The organism is Poseidonibacter ostreae (assembly GCF_009208075.1).
Taxonomy (GTDB): Bacteria; Campylobacterota; Campylobacteria; order Campylobacterales; family Arcobacteraceae; genus Poseidonibacter; species Poseidonibacter ostreae.
Map to the genome: position 1 here is coordinate 35,782 of NZ_WFKJ01000011.1, position 18,834 is coordinate 54,615.

Genomic DNA, 18,834 nt, shown 5'->3' on the forward strand with positions numbered 1-18,834 from the left:
GCAGGTATTATGAAAGTTTTAGTTAGAAAATTTTTACAAAAAGAATCAACATCAGGCATTATCTTAATGGCTGTTACTGTTCTTGCTTTAATATTTAGTAATACATTTTTATCAGAATTTTATACAAACTTTTTACATACAAATATTGAATTTAAAATAGGAAGTATTTTAGAAATATCAAAACCTTTAATCCTATGGGTAAATGATGGTTTGATGGCTATTTTCTTTCTTCTTATTGGTTTAGAGATAAAAAGAGAACTCTTACTTGGACATCTTTCTACTTTCTCAAAGATTGCTCTTCCTGCAATTGCTGCAGTTGGTGGAATGCTAATTCCCGCTTTAATCTACGTTTTTTTTAATTATAATGATGAGTTTGCTTTAAGAGGTTGGGCAATTCCAACTGCAACTGATATTGCTTTTGCTTTAGGTATTGTTTCTCTTTTAGGAAAAAGAGTACCCGTTTCACTTAAAATATTTTTAATGGCTTTAGCAATTTTTGATGATTTAGGAGCTATTTTAATTATTGCGTTTTTCTATACTTCAAGCTTATCTCTTAGCTCTTTATTCTTTGCATTAATTTGTATAATAATATTAATTACAATGAATAAAATGCAAATAACTCTAGTAAGTGCTTATGCTTTAGTTGGCTTAGTTTTATGGGTTTTTGTACTTAAATCTGGTGTTCATGCAACTTTAGCTGGAATTATACTAGCTTTTACAATTCCTCTTAATGCAATTAATGAAAGAAGAAAACGTGTATCCCCTGTAAAAAGTTTACAACACTATATACATTTTTGGGTTGCATTTTATATTTTGCCAATCTTTGCATTTGTGAATGCAGGAATAGATTTAAGAACATTAGAAATGAGTCAAGTTTTTAATCCTGTATCTTTAGGAATTATCTTAGGACTTTTTGTAGGTAAGCAAGTTGGTGTAATGCTATTTGTTTATTTAGCGGTTAAGTTTAATTTTGCAAAATTACCTAGATGTACAACTTGGGCTCAAATATATGGAATAAGTGTACTTACTGGTATTGGATTTACTATGAGTTTATTTGTAGATTCACTAGCTTTTGAAGACTCATCCCAGTTTTTTTATACAGATAAATTAGCTATTTTAATAGGCTCAATATTATCAGGTCTTGTGGGCTATTTAGTTTTATTAAAATCAAAAGGGAAAAAGCATTGCTCTATTTCTTAACTTAGAGAAACTCTTGCATTGTTAATTACTATTTTTCCCTCTAGTTCATATTCAAGTACTCTATTTCCAAATTTTAAAATAGCTTCTTCATAACTTGGGCTACTTTCACAAAAAAGTAGAAATTCATCTTTTGTTTTTTCAATCTTATTAGTATTTGTAACTTGTGATATGAACTCATCTATATCATATATAGGTTCAATTAAACCTTTTTTCACAAGCTCTTGTGTTCCTAAACTCTCACCAATTCTGTGTGGTAAAGTATAGATTTTTTTCTTCATTTTTAAGGCATATTGTACAGAGGTAAGACTTCCTGAGTTTAAATCAGCCTGTGTTACTATTAAAATATCTCCTAAAGCAACTACTATTTCATTTCTTAAAACAAAGGTATAGTTTCTGGCTTTTTCACCCTCTTTATATGCAGATAATACTAAACCTTTTTGTTCTATATTTGAAATAAGATTTTTATTTACACTTGGATATCTTATATCTAAGCCATTTGCTACAACAGCGATTGTATTTTCAGGCTTTGCTGCAAGATGAGATATTGCATCTACACCCATTGCAGCTCCACTTACAATACAAATATCTAATGAAGAAAGCTTATGTGCTAACTTATGAGTAAACTCTTTTGTATATGAGTTTGGTCTTCTTGTTCCAATAATTGATATTTTTTTCTTTTTTAAAAGTTCCTTTTTCCCAATATAAAAAAGTTCACTAGGATATTTTTTCATATTTTCTAACTCTTCAATTTTAAAGTTTACTTTATTTATCATGATACTTCTTTGCTTATAAAATAATAATTAATATTATAACTTTAAAAGCTTAAATAAAAGGTTTTATTATATAATAAAATAATAGGAAGATAAAGGTGTTGTATTGAAGATTATTTTTACACAAAGTGATAGTATAGATGAATTTAAAAGACAATTAGAAGAGATAATAAAAGGTTCAAAATCAATATTAATACTTTCATGTGATGAAAATAATTATAATTTAGAATTAATGAATAATATATTGTCTAAATATAATACTCCAATATTTGGTGGAATTTTTCCTCAAATAATATACAAAAATAAAGCATATAAAAAAGGTGTTATTTTTATATCTTTAGATGATGAAATAGATGTTTTTTATATAGAGAATTACTCTAAAAAACATATAAATGAATTAAATTACTTAATAGAAGAAAATTATGGTTTTTTAGAAGAGATAAAAACAATGTTTGTATTTATTGATGGTTTAAGTAAAAGCATAGATAAGATACTAATTTCACTTTTTGATAACTTTGGATTAACAATTAATTATATTGGAGCAGGAACAGGAAGTTTAAGTTTCGAACAAAAACCTTCAGTTTTTACAAATAAAGGTTTACTTTATGATGCCATGTTATTAGCAACAAGTAAATTAGATAGTTCTTTAAGTGTAAAGCATGGCTGGGATACTATTTCTTCCCCTTTAAAAATCACTTACTCAAGTGATAATATTATACATGAAATGAGTATGAAAATGTAGTGAAAAAATATAAGAGTATAGTTGAAACTTTATGTGGGAAAACAATAAATAGTAATAATTTTTATGAAATATCACAGTATTATCCTTTTGGAATAAATAAACTCTCTGGAGAAGTAATTGTAAGAGATTTAATAAAAATTGAAGATAATAATATTATTACAGTAGGAAATATATCTGAAAATTGTTTTATTTCTATTTTAAATAGTGATGAAGAAAAATTAATAAAAGCTGCAAAAATTGCTAAAAATGAAGTATCTATGGAAAAAGATAATTTTACTTTTGTAATTGATTGTATATCAAGAGCTTTAATATTAGAGGATAGTTTTCAAAAAGAGTTAGATATTTTATATGAAAAAGGCGAAGTTTTAGTAGGTGCTCTAACTTTAGGTGAAATTGCTAATAATAAGAACAAATATTTAGAATTCTATAATAAGACGATAGTCGTATCAAAAATAGAGAAAAAAAATGACAAATAACCAATTACATAATGCACTCTTTGAATTATTACTAAATATTGGAACATCTTTTGATTTTAAGGAATCTGCAAATAACGCTTTACTTAGTTATATTCAGCAATTAGATTGTGCAGGAATAATTTTATATGAAAAAAATGATAAAGAATATAATCCTATAGTATATAAACCAAAAGTTTTACAAAGAGATATTTTTCATAAAAAAGTTTTTGAAATATTTATAAAAAAGTTAGATACTGAAAGTGATTTATTCAAAGATAATTTACCTTTTATAATAAATAAAAATAAAACAAATTATTATATCTACAAATTAGAAAATTTCGGATTTTTACTATTTATAAAGAATGCAATAGCTTTTGAAAACCACATTATTAAAGCATTAAGAACTGTAAATGATAAGTTTGCTAAATCATTAGAATCTTGCAGAAACCTAGAGCAAATTAGGCAAAAAGATAAAATGATATTTAGACAATCAAAGATGGCAGCAATGGGTGAGGTTATTGAAAATATAACTCACCAATGGAGACAACCTTTATCTTTAATATCATCAACTGCAAGTGGAATAAATATTTTGATGGATTATGGTAAGTTTGATGAAAAAGAACTAAAACCATTACTTAATGATATAGTTGATAAAACAAGCTATTTATCTCAGACAATTGAAGATTTTAAATCATATTTTAATAATGATGTATCAAAATCAAATTTCTTTATAAACTCGCTTTTTATAAAGACTTCAAATTTTTTGTATTCAAGACTAAAAAAAGCAAATATAGAATTTATACTAAATAATACAAATGATATAGAAATCTATTCATATAAGAACCAATTAATGCAAATTATTATGAATATTCTTAATAATGCAATCGATGAATTAGAAAAATTAGATTTAGAAAGAAAACTTATCATAATAGATATTACTAATGAAGAGGGTTTTGCTGTTGTCTCAATAAAAGATAATGCTTTTGGAATTCCATCTTCTTTATTAAATAAAGTTTTTAATCCTTATTTTACTCGCAAAGAAAAAGGTACAGGATTAGGTCTTTCAATGTCAAAAGAGATTTTAGAAAAATATATAAAAGGAACAATAATTGTAAGTAATCTTGATTTTGTATTTGATGAAAAAGAATATAAAGGTGCTAACTTTACTCTTAAAATACCTATAAACTAAATATTATAGATATGGAAGTTTATTTATAAAGATTGGTTCAATACCTTTTAATAGATGTTTTGATTCTTTTAATACTTTTATTGTCATTGAATAAGGATGTCCAATTGCAATAGCATAACCTCTTTTTCTTGCAATTTTTATAGCTTTTTTTAATTGGTTTTGAATATATTCAAAATTTCTTTCATTATCAAGAAATGTATTTCTTACAATATATGGCATTCCATATTTTTTAGCATATTTTTTAGCAACACTTTTAGCAGTTGTTCTACTATCTACAAAGACAAAATTATATTTTTTTAAAGCTCGAAATAGTTTATCCATAGCATCATCATTTTGTGTAAATACTGAACCTGTATGGTTATTTGTATATTTTGCTTTTGGATATTGTTGTCTTAATTTTTTTACAATACCTTCAATTTTTGCATAAGAATCATTAATAGTTAGTGTAATCTTCTCTTTAGATTTAAATTTAGGTGAAGCTTGCATTGGAAAATGAATCATATGAACAGGCAAGTCTTGTGCAATTTTAGCAGATTGAGAATGACCTTTTTGTGGAGGAAGAAAAGCCATAGTAACATCATATCCAATATCTAAGATGGCTTGTTTTTGTCTATTGCTACTTACATCATCAATTATTATTGCAAGCTTTGGTTTAGTTTGATTGTTATATTTATATAAATCTTTTTTGCTTTTTATATTATTTGTTTGTTTTGCTTCTTCTTTTTTAACTTTTGTAATTTCTTTTTTTATTTTTTCTTTCTTAGTATCTTTAGTTTGAGGTTTTTCTTCTTCATCTATATGAACTTTTTCAAACTCTTCTGTTTGCTCTTCAAACTTCTCTTTTGAAGGTTCAATTTTATCAAAGTATTCATCTAGTTTTTCATTTTGGAATTTTTTTAGGTCATTTATTGCAGGTGTAGTTTTTTGCAGTTTTTCTTTTTTAAGAATATCATTAATATTTTTATTTGAATTTTCATTAGGGTTTTCATTTTTCATTATAAAATAGCTCAAGCCACTAGCTATAAATGCAAATAAAAATATTAGTAGAAAGATTTTTACTAATTTAGATTTAGGAATTGATGATGATTGTTTTTTTCTTTTAGTTTGTTTTTTACTCATAATTTAAAAGTAAATAAGAAGAGAAATTCTCTTCTTATTTTAATATTAGTTTTTGTCTTGTTGTACGATTTTATTCGCAGCAATCCAAGGCATCATTTCTCTTAGTTCAACACCAGTTTTTTCAATTAGTGTTTCTCTTTGATTATTTCTTTCAGCATTCATTCTTGGGTATCCAGATTGACCTTCTAAGATAAAGTCTTTAGCAAATCTACCATCTTGAATTTCTTTTAATAATTCTCTCATAGCTGCTTTTGACTCATCATTAATGATTCTCTTACCAGCAATATAGTCACCATATTCAGCAGTATTTGAAATAGAATATCTCATATCTGCAATTCCACCTTCAAACATTAAGTCAACGATTAATTTTAACTCATGTAAACACTCAAAGTATGCCATTTGTGGATCATATCCAGCTTCAGTTAATGTTTCAAAACCAGCTTGAACTAATGCAGTAGCTCCACCACATAATACAGCTTGCTCTCCGAATAAATCAGTTTCAGTTTCATCTTTGAAAGTTGTTTCAATAATTGCAGTTCTTCCACCACCAATTGCTGAAGCATAAGATAATGCTAATTCTTTTGTGTTTCCAGTTGCATCTTGGTGAATTGCAATTAAATCTGGAATTCCTCCACCTTTTACAAACTCAGATCTTACAGTATGACCTGGAGCTTTTGGAGCTACCATCATTACGTTGATATTTGCAGCTGGTGCAATTCTTCCATAGTGAATGTTAAATCCGTGTCCAAATGCTACAGTAGCACCATCTTTTAAGTTTGCTGCAATTTCATTTGCATAAATATCAGCTTGGTTTTCATCTGGTAATAAAATCATTACGATGTCTGCAACAGCAGATGCTTCAGCAACAGTTTTAACTTCAAAACCTTTAGCTTCAGCTTTAGCCCATGAAGAACCATTTTTTCTTAAACCAACAACAACTTCAACACCAGAATCTCTTAAGTTTTCTGCGTGTGCGTGACCTTGTGATCCAAAACCAATCATTGCTACTTTTTTTGATTTAACTAAATCAATATTACAATCTTTATCATAGTATACGTCTAATGCCATTATTATGTCCCTCTTAGTAAAATTTTAGAGATTATACTGAAAAAAAGTTAAAAACTTGGTAATTCATTATAAAAAAGAGTAATACTCAAGATATTTTAGCTAGGATTACAAGATATATATACAAGGAATAAAATTGCTAAAAGAGCTTTTTACAAAGATACAAACACAAAATAATAGCTATAGTAAAATTGAATTAATTGAAATTGAGAAATTTATAAAAAAAGGTATTATTATAAAATTAGATAATGATTTCTATGAACTTAATTCAAAATATAAAGTTGCAATTGTTAATGTAGGAAAAAACTTAGTAATACTAGAAGATTTAGTAAGTGAACACAAAAATATTAAAATAGAGTTTGATAATTTAAATGGTGCATACAATGGAGATTTAGTATTAGCTAAAAGAGTTTTTAATCCAAGGTCAAGAATCAAAGCTAATATTATTGAAATCTTAGATGGTAAAAAAAATGATATTTTAGTTTATATAAAAGATAAATCTTTTTATACAGTAAAAGAGAATATAAAATTAGAAAACAAAGGTGCATTACAATATAAAGAAGGAGATGTTCTTCTTGTTGTTAATCAATCTTTAGATTTAGTAAAAAACTTAGGAAATATAGAAGATCCTAAAGTCGATGAGTTAATATCGTTACACTTATACCATGAAGAGATAAGATTAGAAAAACCTTTAGAAGTTGATGCGAAAATGGATGATAAAAATCAAAGAGTTGATTTAACACATCTTCCTTTTTGTACAATTGACCCAAACTCTGCAAAAGATCACGATGATGCGATTTATTATGATGAGGAAGAAAAAGTATTATATGTAGCTATTGCTGATGTATCTTATTTTGTAAAAGAGGGAACTGCTCTTGATAGACTTGCATTTTTAAAATCTACTTCAGTTTATCTACCAGGAAAAGTATTACCAATGCTTCCAAATGAATTAAGTGAAGATATGTGTTCTTTAAAAGAAGGCGTAAATAGGTACTCTTTTGTATTTAAAATATATTTAGATTTACAAAATAAAAAAGCAAAAAAAGCACAACTTTTTGAAGCAATTATAAATTCACATAAAAAATTCTCTTATGGAAGAATTGATAGGGTATTAGAAGGACATTTAGACCAGTATTCAAGTGTTGATAAAACAATTTTTGATTATTTACTTCCTTTATATGAAATTACAAAAAGTTTTAGAGCTAAGAGATTAGAAAAAGGCTATGATTTTAGAACAACAGAATTACGGCAAAAACTAAAGAATTTTAAAATAGTTGCAGTTGAAAGTGAAAGTTCAACTGCTTCTCATCAACTAATTGAAGAGTGTATGCTTTTAGCAAATATAGAAGCTAGTAAAAAAGTAAATACAGTTGGAATTTATAGAATACATGAAGAACCATCTTTAAAATCAATTTCAAGACTAGTTGATGATGTAAATATTTTAGGTGTAAAAGTTAAAATACAAAGTGATGTTCATGATACAATTACTCATATTCAAAAGAAAGCAAAAGCTTCTATGATGAGTGAAGAGATTGATGAACTTATTATTCAATCACAAACTCAAGCTAAATATTCTTCAAAAAACTTAGGACATTTTGGTTTAGGATTTTCTTCATATTCTCATTTTACATCTCCTATTAGAAGATATTCAGATTTAGTGTTACATAGAATGCTAAAATCAAAACAAACACCTAAAGATATTGATGATATTTGTTCTCATATTTCACTAAATGAAAGAAAAGTTGATCAACTTGTTTGGGATTTTGAAGATAGAAAATATGCGCGATGGGCCAATGATAATATTGGAGCAATGATAAAAGTAAAAATCGTAGATACTGAAAGAAGTAGAGCAGTTTCTTATGATGCTATTTCTGGATTAAAAGTAACTATTGATAATATAAAAGGTCAAAAACTTTTTACAAAATTAAAAGTTAAAATTAAAGAAGTAGATATAGTTACAAAACAAATTATTGCAAGTATTAAGTATTAAAAAAGGGAAGATATTTATTATCTTCCCTTTTTTTTAATCTTTAATCTTCTAAGTGATTAACAAGAAGTTTGAACTCTAGTATCTACATTTTCTTCTGGATAAAAAGCAGTTAAAGTACAATGTTCAATTGAACTTTTTGCAAGTGTTTGAAAAACTTCACCTTTGTTATCACTAAAGCTTGCTAAATAATCTGGTGTATCATTGTTTTCAAGTGGATAAAAAGATGCAAATGTATTATCTTGTGTTGATGCTTTTGATAATGTTTGATAAGCTTCTACTTTGCTATTATCTAATAAATAAGATGGAGTATCGTTATTCTCAAGAGGGTAAAAACTTGAGAAATTATCATTTGCACTTAATGCACTACCTACTACTAAACTTAATCCTATAATTGTTGTTGTTAATTTTTTCATTTTTAAAATCCTTAATTTTATATTGTTTTATATTTTGTAGTTGAATTATAGGATTTCTTTGTGAAGCTTACGTAAAGGGTTCGTTTACTCTTTGTGTAGTAGAAGAAATGATTGTTAGTATAATTAAATACTAACTTCACTTAATGTTGTAAGTAATCTAGGGATTCTATCTTTTATAACATATTGTCCAATTAATTTATCTTTTTCATTTATTAAAACAGGAGCTGCAAGATTTACAATAGAATCTTCAATTGGCTTTTGCATAACAACACAGAAAAATATTTTGAAATCTTCTAAGTTTTTAATATTCATTATTTCTAAAGTTTCATCATCAATATTAAAATTAAATTTTGCTTCTTTAAAATAGTTTATACTTACAAGGTTAATATTTAAACTTTTCTCATTATTTAACTCTAGTGTAACAAAATTATCATCAACAGATTTAATATCTAACTCTTTTATATCCTCAAAACCAAGTAGTGGAAGTTCTATTTTATACATAAATAACCTTTCATTGTTAGATGAATTTTATTGAAAGATAACTTAGGATAAGATATACCCTATGTATAAAAACGAATTTGATAATCATTTAAGACAAAATAAAAAATTTAATGCTTATATGTTCTATGGACAATCAACATTTTTAGTTGAGCATTATTCTAATATGGTAATAGCTTCTCTTGGTCAAAAAGATGAAATTGAAAAGTTGTATTTTGATGAATATGATTTTAAATATGCAAAAGATAAATTACTTCAATCTTCACTATTTTCATCGAATAATATTTTATTAATAAAATGTGATAAAAAAATACCTAAAAAAGAAGTGGATATTTTAGTTGAGGCTTGTAATACAAATCCTGATAGCACAGTTGTGTTTTCATGTATTGGTGATACAGATTTTAGGTCAATGGAAAAAAGTTTTACTGCTAAAACAAACTCAGCTGTTGTAAGAATGTTCTCTCCAAATGATAATGAAGCAGTTAGAATAATTGAAAATGAAGCTAAAAAACTAAATATTAATTATGAACTCTCAGCACTAAACCACTTATATTTTATGCATAAAAATGACTTGTCTTTATGTATTAATGATTTATCTAAACTATCTATTTTAGATGAAAAAATAAGTTCAAATACAATAAATGCCCATTGCTTTGGAATAGGGGCTGTTTCTTTTGAGGACTTTTTACATAACTTATTAAGTGGAAAAGATATTTCAAATGATTTAACACTTCTTTTAGAAGAGGGAGTTAATGAAATATTTTTAATAAATCAAGTAACTTCTTTTATTCAACAACTGTTTATGATATCTTCATATGCAAGAGCAATAGGAGCTCCAAATCCTAAAGAGATATTAGGATTTATTCCTCCTAAAAATATTTGGGAAAAGAAATCAAAATTAGCAATTAATATTAAACCGGAAAAATTTCAAGAAATGCTAGAATATTTATTAAGTATCGAGCTAGAACTCAAATCTTCAAAAATTGATAACTCAAATCTATATTTACAAGCAACTCTAAGAAAGTTTACAGTTTTATTTGGATGATATTTTTTAATTATAACTTGGGTAATCAGTATAACCAACTTCATCTCTTCCTCCAAATAGAGTATGAGAATCTTTAATTTCAGTTAAAGGCCAGTTGTTTTTAAATCTTTCAACTAAATCAGGATTTGAAATATAATATCTACCAAAACCTACAATATCAACTAAATCTTTATTTATAACTTCATTTGCTTTCTTAAGAGTATATCCACCTGTAGCTATAATAGTATTTTTGAATTTTTTTCTTAATACTTTTCTAAAGTCTTCAGGTATCTGCGGAGCATCATCCCAATCAGCTTCACATAGATGGATATATGCAATGTCAAGTTGATTTAACTCTTTGGCTAGAATCATAAAAGTATCAAGAATTTCAGGGTCTTTCATATCTTTAAACTTGATAAAAGGTGAAAGCCTAATTCCTGTTTTATCCGCACCAATTTCTTCTATTACTTTTTTTGTTATTTCTAATAAGAGTTTGATTCTATTTTCTTTACTTCCTCCATAACTATCTTCTCTTTTATTTGAATTACTTCTTAAAAATTGATCAAGTAGATATCCATTTACTGCATGTATTTCAACACCATCAAATCCAGTATCAATTGCATTTCTTGATGCTTGTTTAAATTCTTTAATAACCTGTAATAAATCATCCTTATTCATGGCTCTTGGACTTTCTACTGGTATCATAGTTGCATCTTTACTTGTTGGTGTATTAAAGACATAAACTTTTGTATCTTTTGCAATCAGTGCAGATGGAGCGATAGGTTGTAATCCATTGACTTTTGAACTTGAAACTCTTCCCACATGCCAAAGTTGTAAGATGATTTTCCCACCTTTTTCATGAACAGCTTTTGTAACTAGTTTCCAACTATTTATTTGATCTTCTGAATAGATACCCGGTGTATTAGAATATCCCTGTCCTTGTAATGATATCTGAGTTGCTTCAGATATTATAAGGCCAGCAGTAGCTCTTTGTTCATAATAATTTGTGATTATGTTATTAACTATACTATTTCCCCCACTTCTGGATCTTGTCATAGGTGCCATTAAAACTCTGTTTTTTAAAGAGATGTTTTTCATTTTATATTTATCAAAAATATTTTTCATATATTTATCCTTTTAATTTTAAAATAGAAATCAAAGTTGATTCTATAATGTTATTTGATATAAAAAAATAGATATCTTGTGAACTTTATATATCATTTGTGCTATTTTGATGATCAAGCATATTCTTCTTTTTAATTTTAAGCTTATAATTTTTTATATAGATGTATAATTGATTATGAAAAAAGCAATGACTACAAAATCACACTTTGAACAAATTAATCTTGCATTAGTGTATGTACAAAATAATTTTAACTCAATTATTACTGTTGAAGAATTAGCGAAAATTAGTGCTTATTCAGTATTTCATTTTCATAGAATATTTAAAGAGGTTACAGGACAGAGTGTAAATAACTATATACGGAATACAAGATTAGAGAAAGCATCAAATTTATTACTTTATAATAATCATAAAAGTATTCAAATGATTGCATTAGAATGTGGCTTTTCAACTGCAACTAGTTTTACTCAAGCTTTTAAAAAAATGTTTTCAATGACTCCAAAAGATTGGAAAAAGGGAGGATATACTCAAAAAAATTCAAAAAAAACTTTTTCAATGATAGAGGCTGATGAATCAATTATTATTAATCCTCCTGAAATAGTTAATAGTGAAAATATTCCTATTTTATACACTAGAGTATATAAATATGAAAATGATATAAGTTTAATTTGGCATGAAATGCATGAGTGGTGTGAAGCTATGAATATTTTAGAAAAACCACATAAGTATATAGGGCTTTTTCATAATCACCCATCTTTTCTTTCTTATAATACGATGAGATATTCAGCTTGTATACGAACGGATGAAGACATAAATCCTTCAGGAAAAGTTGGGAGATGTAATTTAAGTTGTGGAAAATTTGCAAAATTTAAATTTAATTGTTCTCACCAAGAATTATATAAAATGATGCATTTGGCTTATATAAATTGGTTGCAAGGTTCTAAATATGAAGTAAGAAATTTTCCAGCTTATGTAGAGTACAAAAATCCAGAATATCTTATGTGTAATGGAGTTTTAGAAGTAGATTTCTATCTACCAATTCAAATAATTTTATAAAATATTTTTGTAGCTTACTAAATTTTTAAGAACAAAAAGATAATTATAAGAAAGTTTACAGTTTTATTTGGATAAAATCCATGACTTTATAAAAAAGTACCCTTGCTGATATTAGTGAAAACTAGAATACCGGCATAATCTAAAAGGAGAAAATAGATGAGTAAATTAAGACATTATGAAACAATGTTTATTATTAAGCCTACGTTAACTGAAGAAGAAACTGTAGCTCAAATTGATGCTGTTAAAGCAACAATTGAAAAGAATGGTGGAGAAATTGTTGCATGCGACAATATGGGTTCAAGACAGTTAGCTTACGAAATTGAAAAGCACAAAAGAGGTTACTACTTCTTAGCATATTTCAAAGGTGAACCTGCAGGAATTGCTGAAATCGAAAGAAATTACAGAATCAATGAAAATATCATTAGATTCATTTTCATTAAATATGAAAATAAAAAAGAGATTGCAGCATGGACATATATGAGTAACGAAGCGGCTAAAAAAGCTAACTAATTAAAAGTATAGGGATTTAGTATGTATAATAAAGTAATTATGGTAGGAAATTTAACAAGAGATATTGAGCTAAGATATTTACCATCTGGTGCAGCAATAGCAAAATCTGCAATTGCAACATCATTTAAGTTTAAATCTGCAGCTGGAGAACAAAAAGATGAAGTTTGTTTTTTAGATTTTAATATGTTTGGAAGATCTGCTGAGGTTGCTAATCAATACTTACGAAAAGGTTCTAAAGTTTTATTAGAAGGTAGACTTGTATTTGAACAATGGACAGCACAAGATGGAACTAACAGAAATAGACACTCATTAAGAGTTGAAACTATGAAAATGTTAGATTCAAAAAGTGATTCAATGAACAATAATGCTGGGGACAACCAAGGTTATAATCCTCAAGGATCGTATAATCAACCAGCACAAAATCAATACAATAATACTTCGAATACTCAAAATGCTCAAAGTAACTATGGTGGTAATAATCAAGCAGCAAAAATGCCTGAACAAAAGATACCTGAAATAGATATAGACGAAGACGAAATACCGTTTTAGAAATAAAGGAAAACGACATGGCTGAAAGAAGAAAATACGGAAAAAAATATTGTAAATATACTGAAATGAAAGTTACTTTCATTGATTATAAAAACTCTGATTTATTAAAGATTTCTATGAGTGAAAGAGGTAAAATTATGCCTAGAAGACTTACAGGAAACTCTAAAAACTCTCAAGAGATGGTTGAAACTGCAATCAAAAGAGCTAGACATATGGCACTAGTTCCATACATTGTTAACACTAAAAATGTTACTGATGCAGCTTTTGCTAGATAATCTCTAGATAAAGTTAATAAAAAAGGGAAGAAGTTTTACTTCTTCCCTTTTTTTATGCTTGCATAATATAAGTTTTATTTAAAAGAGCATCTTCTTTTGATTCTTTTTTATTCCAAAGTGAAGATGATAAAAATTTTATTGCTTCTTCAAAATCCTCTTCAATATAATCCATAAAACTTTCATTTACAAAATTATTTTCTAAAAGTTCTTTATAATCTTCAGTATCTAAATATATTGTTTTTTTAGTATAGTATTTTGCAAGAAACCAAAGATTTAAAAAACTATCACTAAATTTATGTAAAACTTCTCTTGCAAAACTTTCAAAAGTTTTATAGCCACTATTTTCAAACTCATCTATAATAATTTCAAGTATCTTTTTTAAACTATTTATTGGCACTGCATTAAATACTTTTTTTGCAGTTTTTTCTCCCTTTGTATATAAAGCACCTAGATAAATTCTTGCAGTTTTTTCTCTTTGTCCATAAATATTAGACTTTAAACCCACTAATCCTATATCACTATGTTGGTGTTTTGCACAGCCTTTTAGACATCCTGAAAAGCCAAGTATAAGATTATGCTCTTCAATTTTTTCTAGAGGTAAAAAGGATATTTCATCTTTTATATTCCAATAAGCATAAGGGCAATATTCACTTCCTGCACAAGCTATTATTGTTCTATTTTCATTATAGTTATCTAATGAAATATTTCTTTCTTTTAGGTTTAAAAGATATATTTGCTGGTCTGTTCCTATTCTTACTTCTAAATCTTCTCTACTTGCATATTGTGAAATATTTAATAATTCATCACTATTTATTCTTGCAAATTCAGTACGATAGCAAAAGCTAAAAGTCCCATTATTTAGTTCTTCATATTCATCAAAAGAGACCTTTTCTAGTAAAGTTTCTCCTTTTGTAGAAATTTTTTTTTCATACTTATCTTGTAAATAAGTTCTAAATTGTGTAATCCCAATATCTTCTAATAGATGAAAAAGTCTTGTTCTTTCTCTATCTAATCTTAATCCATATTTATTAAATACATTTATGATAATTTTAAAAATATCTAAAACTTCATTTTCTTTTATAAATATATTTGCACATTTAGCTAATTCGCTATTTTTCCCACCTAAATATAAGTTAAACCCATATATATCATTTTTCTTTGCTAAGGCAAAATATATATCACTTGCAAAAAATGAAGATGAGTTTCCATATGAACCTGATATTGCTGTTGAAAGTCTTCTTGGCAGTAATCCAACCAACTCTTCATTTTTTAGAATATATTTTTGCATTTGTTGAATATATGGATAAACTTCAATAATATTATATTTTCCTATCCCATCAAAAATATCTGTAGTAATATTTCTAATATTATCTCCAAAACTTTGCCATGTATTTATTCCAATAGTTTCTAAAGTCTTAAATACTTCTAATATATTTGTTGAATCTAGTTTATGTAATTGTATTCCAGCACGAGCAGTTAAAATTATGTCAAGATTATATTTTTTACAAATTAAACTAAGAGTTCTAAGCTCTAAATTAGTGATTCTTCCTGCAGGAAATCGAAGCCTTAGCATAAATTCATCGTCATTTAATTCATTATTATAAATACCAAAATCTTGTAATAATAGAATATCACTTAGGCATAAATTGTCAAAATCTAAACTGGAGATAGTTTTGTAATAATCATAAGGTCTAATTGCTTTTTTAAGTTTTTCACGAATATTAAAGGATTCAAAATCTTCTTTAGTATTCATTTCAACTGAGTTTACTTCTACTTTACTCATTTAAAATACCTTAAATTTTTATGGAAGTATATCTTAAGTAAAGCTTTTTTTTATAGACTTGTATCAATTTTATTTGGTAAAAAGTATTTAAACTTTTTCCCAAACAACACCTGCTGGTGTATCCATTATTGAAATTCCAAGAGCAGTGATTTCATCTCTTACTTTATCAGCAGCTTCGAAATTTTTAGCTTTTTTAGCTTCAGTTCTTTTTTCAAGTAGTTTTTCAATAGTAGTTTTTTCTTCTTCGCTTATTCCAAATTGGAAATAAGAATAGGCATCAGAAGAACCAATTCCTAGAATATCAGAGATAAACTCTATATTTGAAACTAGTTCTTTTTTTAATGCTTTATCTTTTGGGTTAATATCAAGTTTATCATTTGCACTTGAAATCATCTCATCAATATACGAAATAGCTTTTGATGTATTTATATCATCATTTAAAGAAGTAAATATCTTTTCTTTAAACTCTTTATTTACCAGTGATGCTGCGCCACCATAAACCCTTTTTTTAACTCTATAAAGTTTGTCTAATCGTTTTTTTGAAGATAATAAATCTTCTTCATTAAAGTTAAAATCAGTTCTATAATGAGCTGTTAATAAATAAAATCTAATAACTTCTCCACTATAAGATTTTAGAACATCTTTTAGGAAAAATGAATTTCCTAAAGATTTACTCATCTTTTCTCCATCAATATTTACAAAACCATTGTGCATCCAATATTTTGCAATTTCTTGGTTTGAAGAACATCTTGTTTGTGCTGCTTCATTCTCATGATGTGGAAAAAGTAAATCAGCTCCTCCTCCATGAATATCTATTTGATAAGGTGAGTCTTTATATGCTAAATGTTTTTCTATCATAGCTGAACACTCTATATGCCAACCAGGACGACCGTTACCAAAATTTGCTTCAAAAATAACATCTTCATCTTTTGCAAATTTCCATAATGCAAAATCTGATGAGTTTCTTTTTTCATTATTTACTTCAACTCTAGCTTGTGAATTTTCATCACTTGCCCTATTTGAAATAGAACCATAAGTATTATCTTTTGATGTATCAAAATATACACCATTTGAAATTACATAAGCCATATCTTTAGAGATTAGGTTATTAATCATCTCTTTCATAACTTCAAGATTTTCAGTGGCTTTTGGTTCTATTGTATTATCTAAAACATTTAAAGCTTTCATATCAGCTTTGTATGTATTGATATATTCACTTGTAATATCTTCAAGTGTTCTTGACGTTTCATACATTTTTTTTATGATTTTATCATCTATATCAGTGAAATTTTTTGTCATTGTTACTTCATAGTCGTTCATTTTTAGAATTCTATGAAGTAAGTCAAAGGCAATAGCTGATCTTGCATGACCTAGGTGTGAATCATCATATACTGTTGGTCCACACACATAAATCTTTGCTTTTTTTTCTTCAATTGATTCGAATAAAACTTTCTCTTTTTTTACTGAATCATAAATATATAGTTCTTTCATCTTATTTAAATAAAGCTTCTAATGATGATGTATCAGTTGTTTTCTCTTCTCGTCTTTCGTTATTACCTTCAACAGTAGGAGCAGAACCTTCAATTTCAATTAATTCAATTTCGTATTTAGTAAGCATTGATGCAAGTCTAATATTTAAACCAGCTTTTCCAATTGCTTTTGATTTTTGATCACTTGGAATTGTTACAGTTGCTTTACCTTTGTCATTAAAAGTTGGTGCTTGTGTAATTTCAACTTTTGAAATAATTGCAGGTGATAAAGCACGAGATATAAACATTTCAGGAATTGCTGAATATTCAACACAATCAATATTCTCTCCACTTAACTGAAAAGATACTGCAGAAATTCTAATACCTTTAACACCAACAACTGCACCAATTGGATCAATTTGTGGGTCAATACTTGTTAATGCAATTTTAGCTCTAGATCCTGGAATTCTTGCACTTGCTTCAATAATTACTTTTTCATCTTTAAGCTCTGGAACTTCAAGTGCTAATAAACACTCTAAGAATTTTGGACTAGTTCTTGAAATATCAATAATTAAACCATTCGTTTTATCAATGTTAACTCCACGAACAACTGCTTTTACAGTATCTCCAACTTTAAAAGTTTCACCTTTAATTCTACTTTTTCGCTGTAACATACCTTTTACTTCACCAATTTCGATGTAAGTATTTTCTTGCCTATCAACTCTAGTAACTACTCCAGATACAACTTTTCCAATTTTATCTTTGTATTTACCAAGTAGGTTTTCTTCTATAAATCTTTGTATTTTATATTCAAAATTATTATGTAAAATTGTTGCAGCATTTCTTCCCATATTTTCAAATTCAAGATCATAATCAATAAAATCTCCAATCTCTAAATCTTCATCAATCTCTTTTGCTTCATCTAAATCTATAAAGTTTTCGGCATTAATTTCATTTCCATATTCATCTTCAACTTCACCAGTTAATCTTTCATCTCCAACTGCTAAAACTTCTATTTTCTGTGATAATTGTAATTTTTTATTTTCTCTATCAATATTTGCATCAAATCTTAATGTTTCATCTACCATTTTTTCTGCTGTTTTGATTAATGCTTCTTTTAATGCATTTTCAACATTTTCTATTTGTAGACCTTTTTCATATGCAATTGAGTCTAAAATATCTATAATTTTGTCCATTAATAACCTTTAATAATCTTTTATTTGTTGACATTGAAATGTAATGTTATGAATTCAATGTAGTGTAGACAGATATTATATCTAAAACTCCTTTTATGAAAATAAAAGTAATTTTAAGATAGAATATTTAGCTAATTAAAAAGAAAAGGTTTACTATATGGAATTATTAATTGCAAGAGAAGAATTAAGCAAAAAACCAAAAAAAATGCAACTAGATAAGATTAAAGAAGAATTAAAAAAAGGTTCAAATGCAGAACTATTGTATTTTGACAGAGACAACTCACATAAAGATATGATGGCATTAGTTGATGCACTTGAAGATGATGACTATAATGTTTACTTTAGAGAAGTAAAATATGGTTTAGCAGATGATGAGTATATGTATGAGGTTCATGCACTTTAATCAAG

General features: G+C 26.8%; 20 protein-coding genes. 11 read left to right on the forward strand and 9 right to left on the reverse strand.

The annotated features are described in order from the left end of the window. The first annotated feature begins 9 nt into the window (after nt 1-9). On the forward strand, nt 10-1,200 hold the full coding sequence (nhaA, locus tag GBG18_RS05325) for a Na+/H+ antiporter NhaA (protein ID WP_152189076.1): 1,191 nt from the start codon (nt 10-12) through the stop codon (nt 1,198-1,200). On the opposite strand, the gene GBG18_RS05330 is transcribed toward nhaA, so the two are convergent. Further along, complete coding sequence (locus GBG18_RS05330) at nt 1,197-1,973, reverse strand: DNA-processing protein DprA (protein WP_152189078.1); 777 nt, start codon at nt 1,971-1,973, stop codon at nt 1,197-1,199. The genes nhaA and GBG18_RS05330 overlap by 4 nt on opposite strands. Before the next feature lie 103 nt (nt 1,974-2,076). Between GBG18_RS05330 and GBG18_RS05335 the strand changes: the two genes are divergently transcribed. From GBG18_RS05335 to GBG18_RS05345, 3 genes are read left to right on the forward strand one after another with little or no spacing between them, the layout of a single operon-like run. Then, nucleotides 2,077-2,712 carry an FIST N-terminal domain-containing protein gene (locus GBG18_RS05335; protein WP_152189079.1) on the forward strand — a complete coding sequence of 212 codons (636 nt, stop codon included), beginning with the start codon at nt 2,077-2,079 and terminating at the stop codon, nt 2,710-2,712. Beyond that, entirely contained in the window at nt 2,712-3,188 is a 477-nt protein-coding gene (locus GBG18_RS05340) for an FIST C-terminal domain-containing protein (protein ID WP_152189081.1), read from the forward strand. The genes GBG18_RS05335 and GBG18_RS05340 overlap by 1 nt, the downstream gene beginning before the upstream one ends. Beyond that, the gene (locus GBG18_RS05345; protein WP_152189082.1) at nt 3,178-4,356 is read left to right on the forward strand and encodes a sensor histidine kinase; all 1,179 of its coding nucleotides are present in this window, start codon (nt 3,178-3,180) and stop codon (nt 4,354-4,356) included. Before GBG18_RS05340 ends, GBG18_RS05345 begins: the two co-directional genes overlap by 11 nt. 3 nt (nt 4,357-4,359) lie before the next feature. Here GBG18_RS05345 and GBG18_RS05350 read toward each other — a convergent pair whose 3' ends face one another. Both GBG18_RS05350 and ilvC read right to left on the reverse strand, forming a co-directional pair. Next, the gene (locus GBG18_RS05350; protein ID WP_193311078.1) at nt 4,360-5,475 is read right to left on the reverse strand and encodes a divergent polysaccharide deacetylase family protein; all 1,116 of its coding nucleotides are present in this window, start codon (nt 5,473-5,475) and stop codon (nt 4,360-4,362) included. Nucleotides 5,476-5,520: 45 nt separating this feature from the next. Further along, nucleotides 5,521-6,543, reverse strand: coding sequence for a ketol-acid reductoisomerase (gene ilvC, locus GBG18_RS05355; protein ID WP_152189084.1), 1,023 nt, complete (start codon nt 6,541-6,543; stop codon nt 5,521-5,523). 133 nt (nt 6,544-6,676) lie between these two features. On the opposite strand from ilvC, the gene GBG18_RS05360 reads away from it, so the two are divergent. Beyond that, nucleotides 6,677-8,530, forward strand: coding sequence for an RNB domain-containing ribonuclease (locus tag GBG18_RS05360; protein ID WP_152189086.1), 1,854 nt, complete (start codon nt 6,677-6,679; stop codon nt 8,528-8,530). 56 nt (nt 8,531-8,586) lie between these two features. Here GBG18_RS05360 and GBG18_RS05365 read toward each other — a convergent pair whose 3' ends face one another. Further along, the gene (locus tag GBG18_RS05365; RefSeq protein WP_152189088.1) at nt 8,587-8,943 is read right to left on the reverse strand and encodes a hypothetical protein; all 357 of its coding nucleotides are present in this window, start codon (nt 8,941-8,943) and stop codon (nt 8,587-8,589) included. Between the two features lie 123 nt (nt 8,944-9,066). Continuing rightward, nucleotides 9,067-9,444, reverse strand: a complete 378-nt coding sequence (gene fliW, locus GBG18_RS05370; RefSeq protein WP_152189090.1) for a flagellar assembly protein FliW — start codon at nt 9,442-9,444, stop codon at nt 9,067-9,069. 61 nt (nt 9,445-9,505) lie between these two features. Here fliW and holA point away from each other — a divergent pair, with 61 nt between their 5' ends. Next, nucleotides 9,506-10,486, forward strand: a complete 981-nt coding sequence (gene holA / locus GBG18_RS05375) for a DNA polymerase III subunit delta (RefSeq protein ID WP_152189092.1) — start codon at nt 9,506-9,508, stop codon at nt 10,484-10,486. Between the two features lie 6 nt (nt 10,487-10,492). Here holA and GBG18_RS05380 read toward each other — a convergent pair whose 3' ends face one another. Then, a complete protein-coding gene (locus GBG18_RS05380; RefSeq protein WP_152189094.1) occupies nt 10,493-11,590 on the reverse strand; it encodes an alkene reductase in 1,098 nt (365 codons plus the stop codon). A 175-nt stretch (nt 11,591-11,765) separates the two neighbouring features. On the opposite strand from GBG18_RS05380, the gene GBG18_RS05385 reads away from it, so the two are divergent. The 4 genes from GBG18_RS05385 (at nt 11,766) to rpsR (ending at nt 13,978) form a co-directional block, all read left to right on the forward strand. After that, nucleotides 11,766-12,644, forward strand: coding sequence for an AraC family transcriptional regulator (locus tag GBG18_RS05385; RefSeq protein ID WP_152189096.1), 879 nt, complete (start codon nt 11,766-11,768; stop codon nt 12,642-12,644). A gap of 156 nt (nt 12,645-12,800) precedes the next feature. Next, entirely contained in the window at nt 12,801-13,154 is a 354-nt protein-coding gene (gene rpsF / locus GBG18_RS05390) for a 30S ribosomal protein S6 (protein WP_152189097.1), read from the forward strand. 21 nt (nt 13,155-13,175) lie between these two features. Then, the gene (locus GBG18_RS05395) at nt 13,176-13,703 is read left to right on the forward strand and encodes a single-stranded DNA-binding protein (protein WP_152189098.1); all 528 of its coding nucleotides are present in this window, start codon (nt 13,176-13,178) and stop codon (nt 13,701-13,703) included. A gap of 17 nt (nt 13,704-13,720) precedes the next feature. After that, entirely contained in the window at nt 13,721-13,978 is a 258-nt protein-coding gene (gene rpsR / locus GBG18_RS05400) for a 30S ribosomal protein S18 (RefSeq protein ID WP_152189100.1), read from the forward strand. Nucleotides 13,979-14,030: 52 nt separating this feature from the next. On the opposite strand, the gene GBG18_RS05405 is transcribed toward rpsR, so the two are convergent. The 3 genes from GBG18_RS05405 to nusA all read right to left on the reverse strand — a co-directional run bounded on the left by GBG18_RS05405 (nt 14,031) and on the right by nusA (nt 18,426). Next, entirely contained in the window at nt 14,031-15,761 is a 1,731-nt protein-coding gene (locus GBG18_RS05405; RefSeq protein ID WP_152189102.1) for a nitrite/sulfite reductase, read from the reverse strand. An 87-nt stretch (nt 15,762-15,848) separates the two neighbouring features. Then, nucleotides 15,849-17,252, reverse strand: a complete 1,404-nt coding sequence (cysS, locus tag GBG18_RS05410; protein WP_152189103.1) for a cysteine--tRNA ligase — start codon at nt 17,250-17,252, stop codon at nt 15,849-15,851. A 1-nt stretch (nt 17,253) separates the two neighbouring features. Then, nucleotides 17,254-18,426, reverse strand: coding sequence for a transcription termination factor NusA (gene nusA / locus GBG18_RS05415; protein WP_152189105.1), 1,173 nt, complete (start codon nt 18,424-18,426; stop codon nt 17,254-17,256). A gap of 157 nt (nt 18,427-18,583) precedes the next feature. Between nusA and GBG18_RS05420 the strand changes: the two genes are divergently transcribed. Continuing rightward, nucleotides 18,584-18,829, forward strand: a complete 246-nt coding sequence (locus GBG18_RS05420; protein ID WP_152189107.1) for an HP0268 family nuclease — start codon at nt 18,584-18,586, stop codon at nt 18,827-18,829. Nucleotides 18,830-18,834 lie beyond the last annotated feature (5 nt).